Origin of the sequence: Nocardia canadensis, from assembly GCF_032656385.1 — a bacterium.
Taxonomy (GTDB): Bacteria; Actinomycetota; Actinomycetes; order Mycobacteriales; family Mycobacteriaceae; genus Nocardia; species Nocardia canadensis.
On the sequence record NZ_JAVCWB010000010.1, the window covers coordinates 719587 to 733530 of the forward strand.

Annotated in this window: 15 protein-coding genes and 1 pseudogene; 6 read left to right on the forward strand and 10 right to left on the reverse strand. The window is 70.2% G+C overall.

What is annotated here, in order from left to right; all coding sequences use genetic code 11:
- Positions 1–64 precede the first annotated feature (64 nt).
- Together Q7X29_RS26795 and Q7X29_RS26800 are read right to left on the reverse strand one after the other, a co-directional pair.
- Positions 65–733, reverse strand: a complete 669-nt coding sequence (locus tag Q7X29_RS26795; RefSeq protein ID WP_308248393.1) for a response regulator transcription factor — start codon at positions 731–733, stop codon at positions 65–67.
- Positions 730–1818 carry a sensor histidine kinase gene (locus tag Q7X29_RS26800; protein WP_316575731.1) on the reverse strand — a complete coding sequence of 363 codons (1089 nt, stop codon included), beginning with the start codon at positions 1816–1818 and terminating at the stop codon, positions 730–732. Before Q7X29_RS26800 ends, Q7X29_RS26795 begins: the two co-directional genes overlap by 4 nt.
- A gap of 250 nt (positions 1819–2068) precedes the next feature.
- Between Q7X29_RS26800 and Q7X29_RS26805 the strand changes: the two genes are divergently transcribed.
- Positions 2069–3043 (forward strand): cation diffusion facilitator family transporter, encoded by a 975-nt coding sequence (locus Q7X29_RS26805; protein ID WP_316575732.1) that lies wholly within the window; start codon positions 2069–2071, stop codon positions 3041–3043.
- Positions 3044–3544: 501 nt separating this feature from the next.
- On the opposite strand, the gene Q7X29_RS26810 is transcribed toward Q7X29_RS26805, so the two are convergent.
- On the reverse strand, positions 3545–4840 hold the full coding sequence (locus Q7X29_RS26810) for a lipase family protein (RefSeq protein ID WP_218717014.1): 1296 nt from the start codon (positions 4838–4840) through the stop codon (positions 3545–3547).
- Entirely contained in the window at positions 4837–5997 is a 1161-nt protein-coding gene (locus Q7X29_RS26815; protein ID WP_218717013.1) for an esterase/lipase family protein, read from the reverse strand. Before Q7X29_RS26815 ends, Q7X29_RS26810 begins: the two co-directional genes overlap by 4 nt.
- A gap of 191 nt (positions 5998–6188) precedes the next feature.
- Between Q7X29_RS26815 and Q7X29_RS26820 the strand changes: the two genes are divergently transcribed.
- Entirely contained in the window at positions 6189–7436 is a 1248-nt protein-coding gene (locus Q7X29_RS26820) for a PucR family transcriptional regulator (protein ID WP_218717012.1), read from the forward strand.
- On the opposite strand, the gene Q7X29_RS26825 is transcribed toward Q7X29_RS26820, so the two are convergent.
- Entirely contained in the window at positions 7433–7885 is a 453-nt protein-coding gene (locus Q7X29_RS26825) for a MarR family winged helix-turn-helix transcriptional regulator (RefSeq protein WP_218717011.1), read from the reverse strand. The genes Q7X29_RS26820 and Q7X29_RS26825 overlap by 4 nt on opposite strands.
- 100 nt (positions 7886–7985) lie before the next feature.
- Here Q7X29_RS26825 and Q7X29_RS26830 point away from each other — a divergent pair, with 100 nt between their 5' ends.
- Positions 7986–8738: a dioxygenase family protein gene (locus tag Q7X29_RS26830; RefSeq protein ID WP_218717027.1), complete on the forward strand. Its 753-nt coding sequence runs from the start codon at positions 7986–7988 to the stop codon at positions 8736–8738.
- Positions 8739–8764: 26 nt separating this feature from the next.
- Positions 8765–9262: a DoxX family protein gene (locus Q7X29_RS26835; protein WP_316575733.1), complete on the forward strand. Its 498-nt coding sequence runs from the start codon at positions 8765–8767 to the stop codon at positions 9260–9262.
- A gap of 91 nt (positions 9263–9353) precedes the next feature.
- On the opposite strand, the pseudogene Q7X29_RS26840 reads toward Q7X29_RS26835, so the two are convergent.
- The 3 genes and pseudogenes from Q7X29_RS26840 to Q7X29_RS26850 form a co-directional block, all read right to left on the reverse strand.
- Positions 9354–9680, reverse strand: a pseudogene (locus tag Q7X29_RS26840) (transglycosylase family protein); the annotation flags it as partial.
- 364 nt (positions 9681–10044) lie between these two features.
- Positions 10045–10749: a flavodoxin family protein gene (locus Q7X29_RS26845; RefSeq protein WP_218717008.1), complete on the reverse strand. Its 705-nt coding sequence runs from the start codon at positions 10747–10749 to the stop codon at positions 10045–10047.
- Between the two features lie 257 nt (positions 10750–11006).
- Positions 11007–11645, reverse strand: a complete 639-nt coding sequence (locus Q7X29_RS26850) for an RNA polymerase sigma factor (RefSeq protein WP_316575734.1) — start codon at positions 11643–11645, stop codon at positions 11007–11009.
- 94 nt (positions 11646–11739) lie between these two features.
- Between Q7X29_RS26850 and Q7X29_RS26855 the strand changes: the two genes are divergently transcribed.
- Complete coding sequence (locus Q7X29_RS26855; protein ID WP_316575735.1) at positions 11740–12264, forward strand: DM13 domain-containing protein; 525 nt, start codon at positions 11740–11742, stop codon at positions 12262–12264.
- A gap of 5 nt (positions 12265–12269) precedes the next feature.
- Here Q7X29_RS26855 and Q7X29_RS26860 read toward each other — a convergent pair whose 3' ends face one another.
- The gene (locus Q7X29_RS26860) at positions 12270–12503 is read right to left on the reverse strand and encodes an anti-sigma factor family protein (RefSeq protein WP_218717005.1); all 234 of its coding nucleotides are present in this window, start codon (positions 12501–12503) and stop codon (positions 12270–12272) included.
- A gap of 106 nt (positions 12504–12609) precedes the next feature.
- Positions 12610–13242, reverse strand: a complete 633-nt coding sequence (locus tag Q7X29_RS26865; protein WP_316575736.1) for a response regulator transcription factor — start codon at positions 13240–13242, stop codon at positions 12610–12612.
- A gap of 82 nt (positions 13243–13324) precedes the next feature.
- On the opposite strand from Q7X29_RS26865, the gene Q7X29_RS26870 reads away from it, so the two are divergent.
- Positions 13325–13939, forward strand: a complete 615-nt coding sequence (locus tag Q7X29_RS26870; protein WP_316575737.1) for a hypothetical protein — start codon at positions 13325–13327, stop codon at positions 13937–13939.
- Positions 13940–13944 lie beyond the last annotated feature (5 nt).

A 13944-nucleotide genomic window follows, 5' to 3' on the forward strand; every position in this document is an offset into this window, starting at 1 on the left:
GGTGGCAACCGGCCCCGCGCACATCACCCGGGCGAGCGGTCTCGCCTCCCTCGCGCGAGGGAGGTCAGCGTCCCGGCAGCCCGTTGTCGCCCGGCGCCACCATCCCGGATTCGTAGGCGAACACCACCGCCTGCGCCCGGTCGCGCAATCCGAGTTTCGCCAGGACCGAGCTGACATGGGTTTTCACGGTGTGCTCGGTGACGACCAGGCGCGCGGCCAGTTCCGCGTTGGATCGGCCCGCGGCGAGCTCGCGCAGGATGTCGCGTTCGCGGGCGGTGAGGGCCGCCAGGTGGGGTGTGGCATCCGGTCGACGGGTGCGCGCGATCTCGGCGATCAGGCGGCGGGTCACCGACGGGGCGAGCAAGGCCTCCCCCGCCGCGACGACGCGGACCGCGTTGACGAGTTCGGTGCGGCGAGCGTCCTTGAGGAGGAACCCGCTCGCACCCGCTCGCAGGGCCGCGTAGACGTAGTCGTCCATGTCGAACATGGTCAATACCAGGACTTTCGCGTCGCCGGCCGCGCAGATCCGGGCGGTGGCGGCGACACCGTCGAGCCGGGGCATCCGCAGATCCATCACCACGACGTCGGGCCGCAGCCGTCGTGCCGCCGCAACGGCGTCGGTGCCGTCGGCGGCTTCACCCACGACCTCGATGTCGGGTTCGGCTGCCAGGATCAGCCGGAAGCCGGTGCGGAACAGTTCCTGATCGTCGACGACGAGGACCCGCATGCTCACTTCCCCGGTGTCAGTGGCAGTTCGGCGTCGACGGCGTAGCCGGTCGCGGTCGGCCCCGCACGGAGTACGCCGCCGCAGGCGTGCACGCGCTCGCGCATCCCGAGCAAGCCGAAGCCGGTGGCGTCCGATCGTGGCGCGGCGGTGCCGTCGTCGACGACGCTGACCCCGAGCCGGTCCGCCGACCAGCACAACGCGACGTCGACCCGGCTCGCCCGCGCGTGCTTGCCGGTGTTGGTGAGCGCCTCCTGCACGATCCGGTAGGCGGCGGCCTCGGTCTGCGGCGCGATCGGCGCGCGTGGTCCGTGTTCGGTGTAGTACGCGGCCAATCCCGCGCGCTCGGCCCGCGCGACGAGATCGGCGACGGCGGCCACGCCGAGTGGGTGCGGCAGGTCGTCGCTGTCACGCAGGGCGCCGATGCTGTGCCGGAGTTCGCGCAGGGCAGCGCGGCCGTCGTCGGCGATCGCGGCGAAGGCGGCGTCGGTGGCGGTCGGGTGCGCGAGCAGGGGGCCGGTCTCGGCGCGCAGGATCATGGCGCCGACGGTGTGGGCGAGGCCGTCGTGCATGTCCCGGGCGATACGCAGCCGTTCCCTGGCCACGGCGCTCGCCCGTTCCTCGTCGAGGCGGCGGGCCCGCTCGGCGAGAACGTCGATCTGGGCCTGGCGAGCCCGCGCCCCGGCGCCGAGCGCCCAGGCGGTCAGGAACGACATCGCGGCGTAACCGTAGGAGTCGGCGGATTCATGCGGTACCAGCAGCGAGACCAGGATTCCCGCCGCGACCAGCACGAACGCGATGCGCCGCCGGCTCGCCGGGCAGTAGGCGGCGATCGTGTAGACGCAGACGACGGTGCCGAACGGCAACACGGGCATGGCGTGCGCGCACGACAGCGCGGTGATCGCGGGTCCGACCACCGCCAAGGTGGCCAGTGGCGCCCGGCGCCGCCACAACACCGGAACCGAGGCCAACGCCGACAGGCCGACGATCCACCACGCCGCACCGGCGGCGACGGCGGGCCCGACGGTCACGACCGTCACGATGACGGCGATCAGCACATCGATCGGTTCCGGCGGTTTCCGAAGCAGGTCCACGACGATCCAGTCTGACCGGTGACGCCGCGCCGCGCCTCCCTCGCGAGAGTGATTCCGGCGCCGCGCGGGTGGTTCCCCACGGCGGCACTCACGGGCCTAGGCTGGATCCGGACCGGAGCAACGGGCAGCCCACAGGCCGATGACCTGCGATGATGCCCGGCTCGGACCGCCCCGATCAAGAACGAATTGCATACATAGCGATGTGTGCATACGATAGCGACCGATCGAACCGCAGGGAGAGGTGAACACGATGGGCGCAGGACACGGACACGACCACGGGGTGTCGGCCGACAGCGACAAGCGCTGGCTGGCCGGGGCGCTGGCGGTGATCGTCACCTTCCTGATCGGTGAGGTGATCGTCGGCATCGTGGCCGATTCGCTGGCACTGCTCTCCGACGCGGCGCACATGACCACCGACGCCGCCTCGATCGTGCTGGCCCTGGTGGCGATCCGCCTCGCCAAGCGCCCGGCCACCGGCCGGATGACCTTCGGCTGGAAGCGGGTGGAGATCCTCTCGGCGCAGGCCAACGGCCTGACACTGCTGCTGCTGGCGCTGTGGCTGGGCTACGAGGCGATTCGCAGGCTGTTCGAGCCGCCGGAGGTGCACGGCACGCTGGTGCTGGTCACCGCGCTGGTCGGCATCGTGGTCAATGTGCTGGCGACCTGGATGATCAGCCGCGCCGACCGGACCAGCCTCAATGTCGAGGGCGCCTACCAGCACATCCTCAACGACCTGTTCGCCTTCATCGCGACCGCCGTGGCCGGCCTGGTCATCATCCTCACGGGCTGGGTGCAGGCCGACGTCGTCGCCACCCTGATCGTGGTCGTGCTGATGATCAAGGCGGGCATCGGGCTGATCCGGGCGTCGAGCCGGATCTTCCTCGAGGCCGCCCCCGACTACCTCGACCCCGAGCAGGTCGGTCGCGACATGGCCGCCCGCGACGGCGTGACCGAGGTGCACGACCTGCACATCTGGGAGATCACCTCCGGCTCCCCCGCCCTCTCGGCGCACGTGCTCGTGCAGCCGGGGCACGACTGCCACGCGGTTCGCGAGGACATCGCGCACATGCTCGACCACGAGCACCACATCGAGCACGTCACCTTGCAGGTCGACCACGCTCGGCCCGCGGTCATCGGGATCGGCGCCGCCGACGACGACAGCCACTGCGGCGAGGCGCACGGCCCCAAGCACGTCTCGACCGGGCGGGCGCCGCACACGCACTGACCCCACGAACGAGGGAAGGCCCCACACCGGCAACGGTGCGGGGCCTTCTCGTCGGTCACGCTGTCAGGGCGGACCTGGTCGTTTCATCGACCTGGGGCTGGGGTCAGCCGCCGAAGGAGCCGGTCCACAGGGTGTCGACCAGGCCGTGCAGGGCGGCGCCGAGGGTGTCGAAGAGGCCGTTCAGGGCGGCACTACCGGTGTCGATGATAACGGGGATCATAATAATTCCTCTGTTTCTCGCATAGGCCCAGCCGAAGCTGGCTTACAGATGGCCTATCGACACCAGAACGCCGCGAGTTACGACATTCGGAGAATTCGTGACCCTCGTAACAACCACCCATTGAAACCTATTACCACCTGCGGTTTTGCTCAAATGCCTCACGTTTCTGAGGGGATTATGAGAATCGCATGAGATTCATGTTGCGCTCATCCGATAAGCCCGAATTTTCGATGCCCCGAGAAATAGGGGCACCGATCACGAATACATAGCGCGACATCTGGTCACACATATTCGTCGCCGCGGATGGGTCGGCCGCCGAACATCCCCGCGACCAGGCCGAGGAAGCCGAGGTGGGCCCGCAGCGCGGCGCCGTCGCGGGCGACGGAGGCGACGGTGGCCGTCCCCGACGTCACCGGACGCCCGGCGAACCGGTCGGCCAGCCAGGCCAGCACGACCGGAACCACCAGGAACTCCAGCGGCAGGTGCGAGCCACGGCGCACGCGCAGGTATTCGACCGTCGCGCCCGCCCGCCGATAGCGCTCGACGTGCGCGTCGACGTCGGCCACGGCGATGACCTCGTCGCGCACGCCCTGCACCACCAGCAGCGGGGCGGCGGGCGCCCTGGTGCCGGGCTCGATGTCGGCCAGGATGCGGCGCAGGGCCGGTTCGGCCAGCAGCCCGGCGAGGCCGTCGCGCAGATGCCGGGTGACGTCGCGGCGGGCGAAGCGCCACAGCAGCGCGAAGGTGGTGCGCTCTTCGGCTTCGCCGAGCAGGCCGCGGTACCGGTCGTCGAGGTGGTCGTCGAGGACCGGGTCGAGATCGGGGTAGGCCCGGCGCAGACCCGCGACGAACGCGGCCGGGAATCCGGCGAACCAGCCGCCGTTGAGGCGGACGAACGCCGCCGCCGGATCTCCGACCGGCGACCCGGCCGCCGCGCCGACGATGTTCAGCTCCGGCGCGTAGTCGGCGGCCAGCTCCGCCGCCCACGCCGTCGCCAGGCCGCCGCCGGAATAGCCCCACAGGGCCACCGGCGTCGACGGGCTCAGGCCCAGCGGCACGAAGCCGAGCGCGGCTCTGATCCCGTCCAGCGCCCGGTAGCCGGGCTCGCGGGCGGCGCCGAACCGGCCACCGAGGCCCTCGTGATCGGGCACCGACACCGCCCACCCCTGCTTCAGCGCCATCGCCACGATCGGCAGTTCGAGCGGTGCGATCGAGCCGGTGGTCTGCGCGCCGAGCCGCAGCGCGTAGGAGGGAAAGCACCGCGGTGCGACGGCGTCGATCGCGCACTGGAACGAGATCAGCGGTCGCGGGCGGGTGGGGTCGGCGCCCCACGGCAACAGCACCGTGGTCACCGACACTTCCGGCGCGCCGTCGAGATCGCAGGTCCGATACAGCAGTTGCCAGGCCACGATCCGCTGCCGCACCACCCCGAACAGGGCCAGCTCCACCGAACGCGAGCGCACCACCGTGCCCGGCGCGAGCAGCTCGGCTCCGGGCGGGGCGAGGTAGAACGGATCGTCGGGCGGAAGCAGTGGCGCGGTGCCCCACTGCGTCAGCGCGGGCAGGTCGAGCCTCATAGGCTGCCGCCGCCACCGAAGAACCAGGGGTTGAACGTACAAGTCAAGGCGGGGCTGCCTTCCGGATCGAGAGCCCGCAGCGCGATCGAGGCCGCGCGGGGCGAGTACATCATGGTCAGGTGGTCGGAGACGTCCTGCTCACACCCGTCCTGCAGGGCGATGTTGTCGACGGTCGCGTCGGGCCCGGCCCGCAGGAAGGTCAGGTCGAGGGGGTTCATGACCTCGTCGTAGCGGGAGCCGACCACGGTGTAGGCGACGCCGGGGACGGTGTCACCGGTGGCGTTGAGCGTGGTGTAGAACGGCGAGCCGACGGCCTGTTCGACATTGGCCACGCCGATGATCGGCCGGTAGAAGCCGAGGATGTCGATGCCGGCGTTGTTGATCATCCGGCCGAGCGTGGCGATGCCGAGCAGCGCGGTGCCGTGGTGGGTGGCGCCGAAGGTGACCAGCTTGTCGACCTTGCCCTGTCCACCGTCGAACTTGAGGTACTGGTTGGCGATCGTGCCGCCCTGCGAATGGCCGACGATGTCGACCTGGTCGGCGCCGGTGGCCGCCCGCACCCGTTCGATGAATGCCGCGACCTGGTCGGCGGAGTCGGCCATCGGCCCGACCCCGTAACGGCCCGGCAGCACGGCGCCGAGCCCGCCGCCCTCGAGCAGCGCCGACTTGCCGTAGTTCAGGGCGAAGACGCAATATCCGGCCTGCGCCAGGCGCGGCGAGAGGTAGGAGAAGGTGTCGTAGGCGTTGAGCCAGGTGCCGTGCAGGAGCACGACGGGGCGCGGATGCTGCGCGCTCGGCGTGCAGTCCCAGCGATTGGCGCCGGGCGGCGCGGCGTCGGGGTGCAGCAGGCCGTAGGCGAAGGCGGGCAGATAGGCCGACATCTCCGGCCCCTCGCCGACGGCGTCGGAGGCCCGGCTGCCCGAGGAACCCGAGCTGCTGCCGGAGGCGCTGCCGGTGTCGGCGATGGCGGTGGGGCGACGACCGTCGGGGGTCGTGGCCATGCCGGCGTCGAGGTATTCGGCCAGCGAGGCGATGGTCGGTTCCAGCACCGGGTCGGCGGTCGCCGTACCGGCGCCGAGGACCGAGGCCGCGGTGAGACCCGCGGCGATGCCGAGTCCGCACAGGGTGCGGCGCAGTGGCTGCGTCGTTGCAATCATGGTGGTCACTTCCTCGAACCGCGTCGGCCAGCGTTGGCTCGGACGCGCTCAGCGAATCTATGACCGGCGCCACATCGCTGTCACTGCACGGTGAACCGAGAAAACCCGCCTCTTGTTGGCGCGAGAACCAAGATCTGTGCCTTCTCGACGGGAGGTGCCCACGACGCCCTGTTCTCGGACACAATCGAGTCATGCTCGCCGAACACCCCGTTTCCGCACCACCCGCTTTGACCGCACGACTATTGACACGCTGGCCGCAGATCGCCGAGCGCATGCTCGCCGCGGGGCTCGGCGCCACCGCGCCCGCCGAACTGCCGCCCGGCCACTTCACCGCGGAAGTCCTGCCGACCATCTACGCCTGCGGGCGCGCGGTGCTCGAGGCGATCGCGGCCGAGCGCGAGTTCACCCAGGCCGAGGTCGCCGCGTTCGTCGGGCCGGTCGCCGAGCGCCACGCCGAGGACCGCCTGCCGCTGCCGATGTTGATCGGCGCGATCCACGGCTCGGCGCAGGCCGTCCTCGCCGAGGCATCCGCGCTGGCCGAGCCCACGGAGATGAACGACCTGATCCGGGTCGGCAGCGGGCTGCTCGAGCTGCTGCGCCATATCAATGTCACCGTCGTCGAGACCTACACCGAGGTCGAGCAGTCGATCTATCACGCCGAGCGCGAGGCCCGCCGGGAACTGTGTTCGGCGCTGGTGCGCGGGCTACCCGCCGAGGAACTCGCCGCGCGCGCCGACACCGTGCTAGCCGAGCAGTACACGGTGCTGGCGATCCACCTGAGCGAACCCGCCCGCACCGGCAGCGCGGCCAACCTGGTGACCCGCCGCCGCATCCGGGTGCTCCAGCGCGCGCTCGACGAGCTCACCGGCACCACCACCCCGGCCACCTTCGACGGCGCCAACGGCATCGCGCTGCTGAGCAACAGCTCCGAGACCGACGTCCTGGACGCGCAGCGCTTCGACGAGCTCGCCGCCCGGCTGACCGAGCAGTACGGCGTGACGGTGTATCTGGCCGAGTTCTCCGGCGTCGCCCGCGATGCCATCCCGGCCGCGGCCAAGGACGCGACCGAGCTGACCGAGCTGGCGCGGCTGCGCGGCAGGCCCGGCGGCTGCTACCGCCTCGACGACCTCCTGCTCGAATATCAGCTCACCCGCCCCGGCCCGGCCCGGGAACGCCTGGCGCAGCGGGTGATTCCGCTGCTCGGCAGCCCGCACCTGATCGAGGCGCTGGAGGCGCACCTGCGCCACGGCGCCGACCGCAAGACGGCCTCGCGCAGAATCCACGTGCACCCCAACACCTTCACCTACCGGTTGCGCCGCATCGCCGAGCTCACCGGCCTCGATCCGGCCGACCCCACGGATTCGCGCATGCTGGCCGCCGCGCTCACCGTGCACCGGCTCGACACCCCGCAGCGCCGCGGCGAGGATCAGCAGGTCTAGCGGGTCAAGCCGTCGGCGACGGCGCCGAGCCCGGCGGAGATCGCGGCGCGCTGCGCGGGCTCGAGCACGTCGACGAACACCCGGCGCACGACCTCGACGTGTCCGGGGGCCACGGCGTCGAGCTTGGCCCGGCCCGCCGCGGTGAGCACGGCGTTGACGCCGCGGACATCGGTGTCGTCGTCGACGCGGCGCACCAACCCGGCTCGCTCGAGCTTGCCCACCTGGTAGGTGAGCCCGCTCTTGGAGGTGTAGATCGCGGCGGCGAGGTCGGTCATCCGCATCGCGCCGCCGGTCTCGGCGGCGAGCCGGACCAGCACCTCGTACTGGGTGTGCGTGAGCCCCTCCCCCTTGAGGTGCTGGTCCACCGCGCGGTCGACGAGCGCGCCCGCGGCCAGGAACCTGACCCACAGCCGCATCTCCTCGGCATCGAGCCACCTGGGTTCTTCCATGCCGCAAACCCTAATCACTTCGGCGGAATAGCTGCGCATCGCGTATTGTTCAAATTTGAACATCAGTAGTTCACCCGATCCGAAGGAGCCCACCGTGACCATGCCGGTGCTCTACCTCTCCCACGGCGCCCCGCCGCTGATCGATCACGCCACCTGGCCCGCCGAGCTCGCCGCCTGGTCGGCCGAGCTACCCCGGCCGCGGGCGATCCTGATCGTGTCCGCGCACTGGGAGTCGGCCCCGGTCACCCTGGGAGCGACCACCACCGTGCCGCTGGTCTACGACTTCAGCGGCTTCGCCCCGCGCTACTACGCCGAGCGCTACGCCGCACCGGGCGCGCCCGATGTCGCCGCCCGGGTGCGCGAGCTGCTCGGCGGCACCGTCGCCGACGCTCCCGACCGCGGCCTCGACCACGGCGCCTACGTCCCGCTGAGCCGGATGTACCCCGATGCCGACATCCCGGTGCTGCAACTGTCGATCCCTACACTGGATCCGCGGGACCTGATGAAGCTCGGCCGCGCGCTCGCGCCGCTGCGCGACGAAGGCGTGCTCATCATCGGCAGCGGGTTCTTCACCCACAACCTGCGCGCGCTCACCGCCGACGACCACCACGTCCACTCGTTCACCGCCGAGTTCGACGACTGGGGCCGCCGGGCCCTCGACGACCGCGATATCGACGCGCTGCTCGACTTCGAGCACACCGCCCCCGCACCGCGCCTGGCCCATCCGCGCACCGAGCACTTCGCTCCGCTGTTCCTCACCCTCGGCGCCGGCGCCGAGGACATCGACTCCCTGCGCACCGTCATCGACGGTTACTGGTTCGGGATGGCACGACGCTCGGTTCAGATCGGCTGACCGGGCGAAACGGAAAGGACATCGCCATGACGACGACATCGACCACCCCCACCGACGCCGGCCTGCTGGTGCTACGCCTCGGCGTCGGCGCGACCATGGCCGCGCACGGCACCCAGAAGCTGTTCGCCTGGTTCGACGGCGGCGGCCTGTCCGGAACCGAGAAGTTCTTCGCGGCGAGCGGCTATCCGATGGCGAAATCCTTCGCCGTGGTGGCCGGACTGAGCGAGACGCTCGGCGGCATCGGCCTGATCCTCGGCCTGTTCACCCCACTGGCCGCCGCGGCGATCCTGGGCACGATGCTCAATGCGATCGCGGTGAAGTGGGGCGGGTTCTTCGCGCCCAAGGGTGTCGAATACGAGACGATCCTGGCGGTCGCGGCGACCAGCCTCGCACTCAGTGGCGCAGGCGGTTTCGCGCTCGACCGGTTCGTCCCGGGGCTGCGCGACTACAAGCTCGTCTACGGCTTGGCCGCTATTGCCCTGGCCGTGATCGTGGCCGGTATCACGCTGCTGATCCGGAATTGAAATTCAACGAAAAAACCCGCTATTCGACGTGTGCATCGAATAGCGGGTTATTCGTTTCCCGACAAGGAAAGTCTTACTTCAGCGCGCTTTACAGGTAGGCGCTGCACACCGGCCAGGCGCCGGGACCCTGCGCGGCCAGCACGTTCTCGGCGACGCGGATCTGCTCCTCGCGGCTGGCGTTGTCGGCGGTGCCGGTGCCACCGTAGGCCTCCCAGGTGCTCTGCGAGAACTGCAGGCCGCCGTAGTAGCCGTTACCGGTGTTGATGTTCCAGTTGCCCGTGCTCTCGCACTGCGCCACGGCGTCCCAGTTGTTCGCCGAGGCGGTCGCGGTGGTCAGACCAGCCGGAACGGCGATCATGGCGCCGGCGACAGCGGCGAAACCGAGGGCACGAGTGGTGAACTTGCGATTGAAAGACATAAGGATTCCTGCCTGCGCCCACCGGCTCGGTGATGAAATCCACCGCGTCCCTGCCCCTCAGTAATGTCGGGGATCCTCGAAATCGCGGGGCAGGCTTTCCGGTGTTCTGCGATTCGATTCGGCTCGGGTTGTTGTTCAAGCCGTGACCGAATGTAGCCGGAATGCGAGCCGAGATCACGTCCGGATCACGGACGCGTCTGTACCGGCCATTGTCCAAAGGAACAGTGTTCCGCGCTGGTCCGCCGTGACAAATCCGTAATCACATTACTGTCGTTATAGCACCGTAATGTGATCGGGATCACCAGGTTATAGAGACCCGGGTCACGTTTCCTATCCGGCAATTCGGGCATCGTGCCCGCGCGGATCAGCGATATTCGGGGTTCTCGAAGCCGAACCGGCAGCCGGCATCCCATTCCGAGCGCTGGTTGCCATGCGCCGGGATGCCGCCGACATCGCGCAGGATCCGGGCCAGATGCAGGAGATTCCAGGTCATGAAGGTGGTGTTGCGGTTGGTGAAGTCGTTGTCCGGGCCGCCCGAACCGGGGTCCAGGTAGGACGGGCCCGGCCCCGCCTCGCCGATCCAGCCGGCGTCGGCCTGCGGCGGAATGGTGTAGCCCAGGTGCTGGAGGCTGTAGAGGATGTTCATCGCGCAGTGCTTGACGCCGTCCTCGTTCCCGGTGATCACACAGCCACCGACCTTGCCGTAGTAGGCGTACTGGCCCGCAGCGTTGAGCTGGGAGGAGTTGCCGTAGAGCCGCTCGATCACCCGCTTGGTGACCGAACTGTTGTCACCGAGCCAGATGGGCCCCGCGAGCACCAGGATGTCGGCGGCCATGACCTGCTCCTGCAGCGCGGGCCACGCGTCGGTGGCCCAGCCGTGCTCGGTCATGTCGGGCCAGACACCGGTGGCGATGTCGTGATCGACCGCGCGCAGCTGCGAGACGGCGACGCCGTTCTCCGCCATGATGTGCGCGCTGACGTCGATCAGCCCCTGCGTATTGCTCGGTTCGGGCGAGCGCTTGAGCGTGCAGTTGATGAACAGCGCCGACAGATCGTCATAGGTCGCCATGGTCGTTCGGCCTCCTCGGTGGATGACGCGGCGGTGAACCCGCCACGCGGTACCGTGCCCGCACCGCCGGTGACGTTACGGCCGCGAGATCACGTTCCAAGGCGCCGCGAGAGCACAGCACGATGTCACGAAGGACGGCCCGCCCCGGCCACCGCGCTCTCGGCCGCCCGGTGCGGCAGGTCCGGGTCGCGATCCAGCCGGAGCAGGACCAGCTGGTGCTGGACCGGCGCCGCCGACCTCGTCGCGAGGTTGTGGGGCTAGCGCTGGAAGTACTGCTCGAGCCGGGCGCGCACTGTCGCTCTGGCGCGGTGCAGGATCACCCGCTGATTGCCCGCGGAGATGTCGAGCAGCGCGCAGACCTCGTCGGCGGAGTAGCCGTCGACATCGCGCAGGGTGAGAACCGTGCGGTGGCGGGGCGGCAGGGTGGCCACGGCGGCGGCGAGCAGGCGGGCCACTTCGGCGCGCTCGGCGGCGTCCTCGGGTTCGGACCACGGGCGCGGCTGGGCGCCGACCGCCCAGTGGCCCGGATAGCGGTCACCGGGTGGGCGGAAACGGCCCGGATCGACGGCCGGGCCCTCGTCCTCGGGCAGCAGCGTGGCGAACGGGACCGTGCGATGCTCCTTGATCCCGCGCTTCTTGGCGGTGTTCACCAGGATCCGATACACCCACGTCTTGAGCGAGGAGCGGCCTTCGAAACGGTCGACGCCCTGCACCACGGCCAGCCACGCCTCCTGCACGACTTCCTCGGCGGAGGCGTCGGTGGAGACGAACGAGCGCGCCAAGCGCAGCATCGAGCCGGACCAGGCGTCCACGACCAAGGCGAACGTCGCGTCGACTCCCGACCGTAGCTCGGCGACGAGCACGTCGTCGGCGGGCAGGGCGCCGTCGTGTCCCACCGGGTCTCCTCGCTGTCACCACTCGCGTCGCTGGCAGCACAGTACCGCCGTCGCGCGGTGTAACGCGCGGGACGGGTCCGGGAACGGAGAACGCATGCGAGAGAAGGAGAAGACCATGCCGCACCGCCGTATCCGCCGTACCGTCCTCAGCGTGCTGGCGGCGGGGTTCGTGGCCGCGCTGGTCGTCGGCCTGTACCTGTTCCAGCCGTGGCGGTTGTTCACGACGACGACCGTCGACGAGGCCCCGGTCACGGCGACGGGCGGCGCGCCGCTGTCGGTGATCGCCTCCGGCGAGTTCCTCTCCCACGAGCACGAGACGACCGGTTCGGCACAGCTACAGCGCTCCCCCGACGGCACACTGGTCCTGCGGATCACCGATCTGCGCACCTCCGACGGCCCCGCGCTGCACGTGTGGCTCACCGATCAGCCGGTGATCGGCGACGACTGGCACAACTTCGACGACGGCACGCACCTCGACCTGGGCGCGCTCAAGGGCAACGAGGGCAGTCAGAACTACACCCTGCCCGCCGACACCGATCTGTCGGCGATCCGGTCGGTGAGCATCTGGTGCGCCCGCTTCCACGTGTCGTTCGGGGCGGCCACGCTGACGCCGGCCTGAGCGGGTCAGGCGGGGCGATGCCAGTCGCGAAAGGCCGCGAGCAAGGTGCTGCGCGCGTCGCCGGAGAGCTGCTCGGGCGTGAGTTCGCCGAGGTCACGGGTGGTGCGGCGGATCTGGTCGAGGTAGACCTCGCAGCCGTCGCACTCGGCGAGATGGGCGAGGAAACGCAGCTCGGTCTCGCTGTCGAGAGCGCCGTCGAGGAACCCGGTGACCAGCTCGACGAATTCGTCGCAGTCCATGCGTCCTGGCTCCTCTCGCTCGCTCGGCACAGCATAGTCATCGCCGCACCGGTTCAGAGCCCGGCGCGGGCCCGGCGTTACAGCGGGGGTGGCCGCCGTCACCGGCTCAGGCGAGCAGCCGCTTCTCCGTCGCCACCGCGACGGCCGCCGCCCTGGTGTCGACGCCGAGCTTGTCGTAGATGCGACCCAGGTGCGTCTTCACCGTCGCCTCGCTGATGTGCAGCGCGCGGGCGATCTCGCGATTGCCGAGGCCCCGCGCGAGCTGGCCGAGGATGTCGCGCTCGCGGGCGGTGAGGGTCGGGCCGGGATTGCGCATCTTGGCCATCACCTTCGCCGCGACCGGCGCGGACAGCGCGGTCTGCCCGCTCGCGGCGGCATGGATGGCGGCGAACAGTTCCTCGGGTCGTTCGGCCTTGAGCAGGTAGCCGGTGGCACCCGCCTCGATCGCGCGGGTGATGTCGGCGTCGGTGTCGTAGGTGGTGAGAACCAGGACGTGCGGGGTCGGGGCGGGCTGCGCGGTGATCCGGCGGGTCGCTTCGACGCCGTCCATGTCGCTGCCGAGTTGCAGGTCCATCAGCACCACGTCGGGGTGCAGGCTCGCCGCCAGCGCGACCGCGGCCGGGCCGTCGGCGGCCTCGCCGATCACCTCGATATCGGGCGCGCTCGACAGCAGTGCGTGCAGTCCGGCGCGGACGACCGCGTGATCGTCGCAGATCAACAGGCGCACGGCGGGATTCACAAGTGCCGATGCTAGCGCGCGGCCCCGGCCGGAACAGCGTTCCTCGTTGCGCACACTGTTCGTCAGACGTACAGTGTTCGATATGACGAACAACGTGCGTACGGCGCGGAGTGGGGACACCACACCCGGCCCGATCGCGGCGTTCGCACGCTTCGTGGCGTGCGGCGGCGGGCTGGGACTGGTCTCGAGCGCGGCGGTCGGGCAGCTGGCCTGCGTGCTGCCGTGGGCCGTCGCGAACGCGGTGGTCACGATCGTCTCGACGCTGCTCGGCACGGTGCTGCACGCGCTGATCACCTTCGGCGGGCGAGCGCTGCCGGGGTGGCGGGAGCACTGGCAATCGGCGGGCTCGGCCGCGGCGGCCTACGCGGTGACGAGCGCGGCGATGTTCGCACTGTTCGCCGTCCAGCCGTCGCCGGGCGTAATGACCGTGCAGGTCGTCTATCTGTCGGCGTCGGGGCTGGCCGGGATCGGACGGTTCCTGGTGCTGCGGATGGTCGTCTTCGCGGGCCCGGAGCCGACCGCGCCGTCCATCGCCGCACGTGGGCCGGTCACGAATACCGGCGCACCGGTCGAGGTCATCGGCGCCGGGCGGCCCGCGGCCGGGACCCAGGCCCCGGTCCGGATGCGACCGAGCACCACCCGACTGGTCCTACCGGCGCCCCGGTCGCACCGGCACTGGATGCCCGCGGCGGCGTAGCGAAT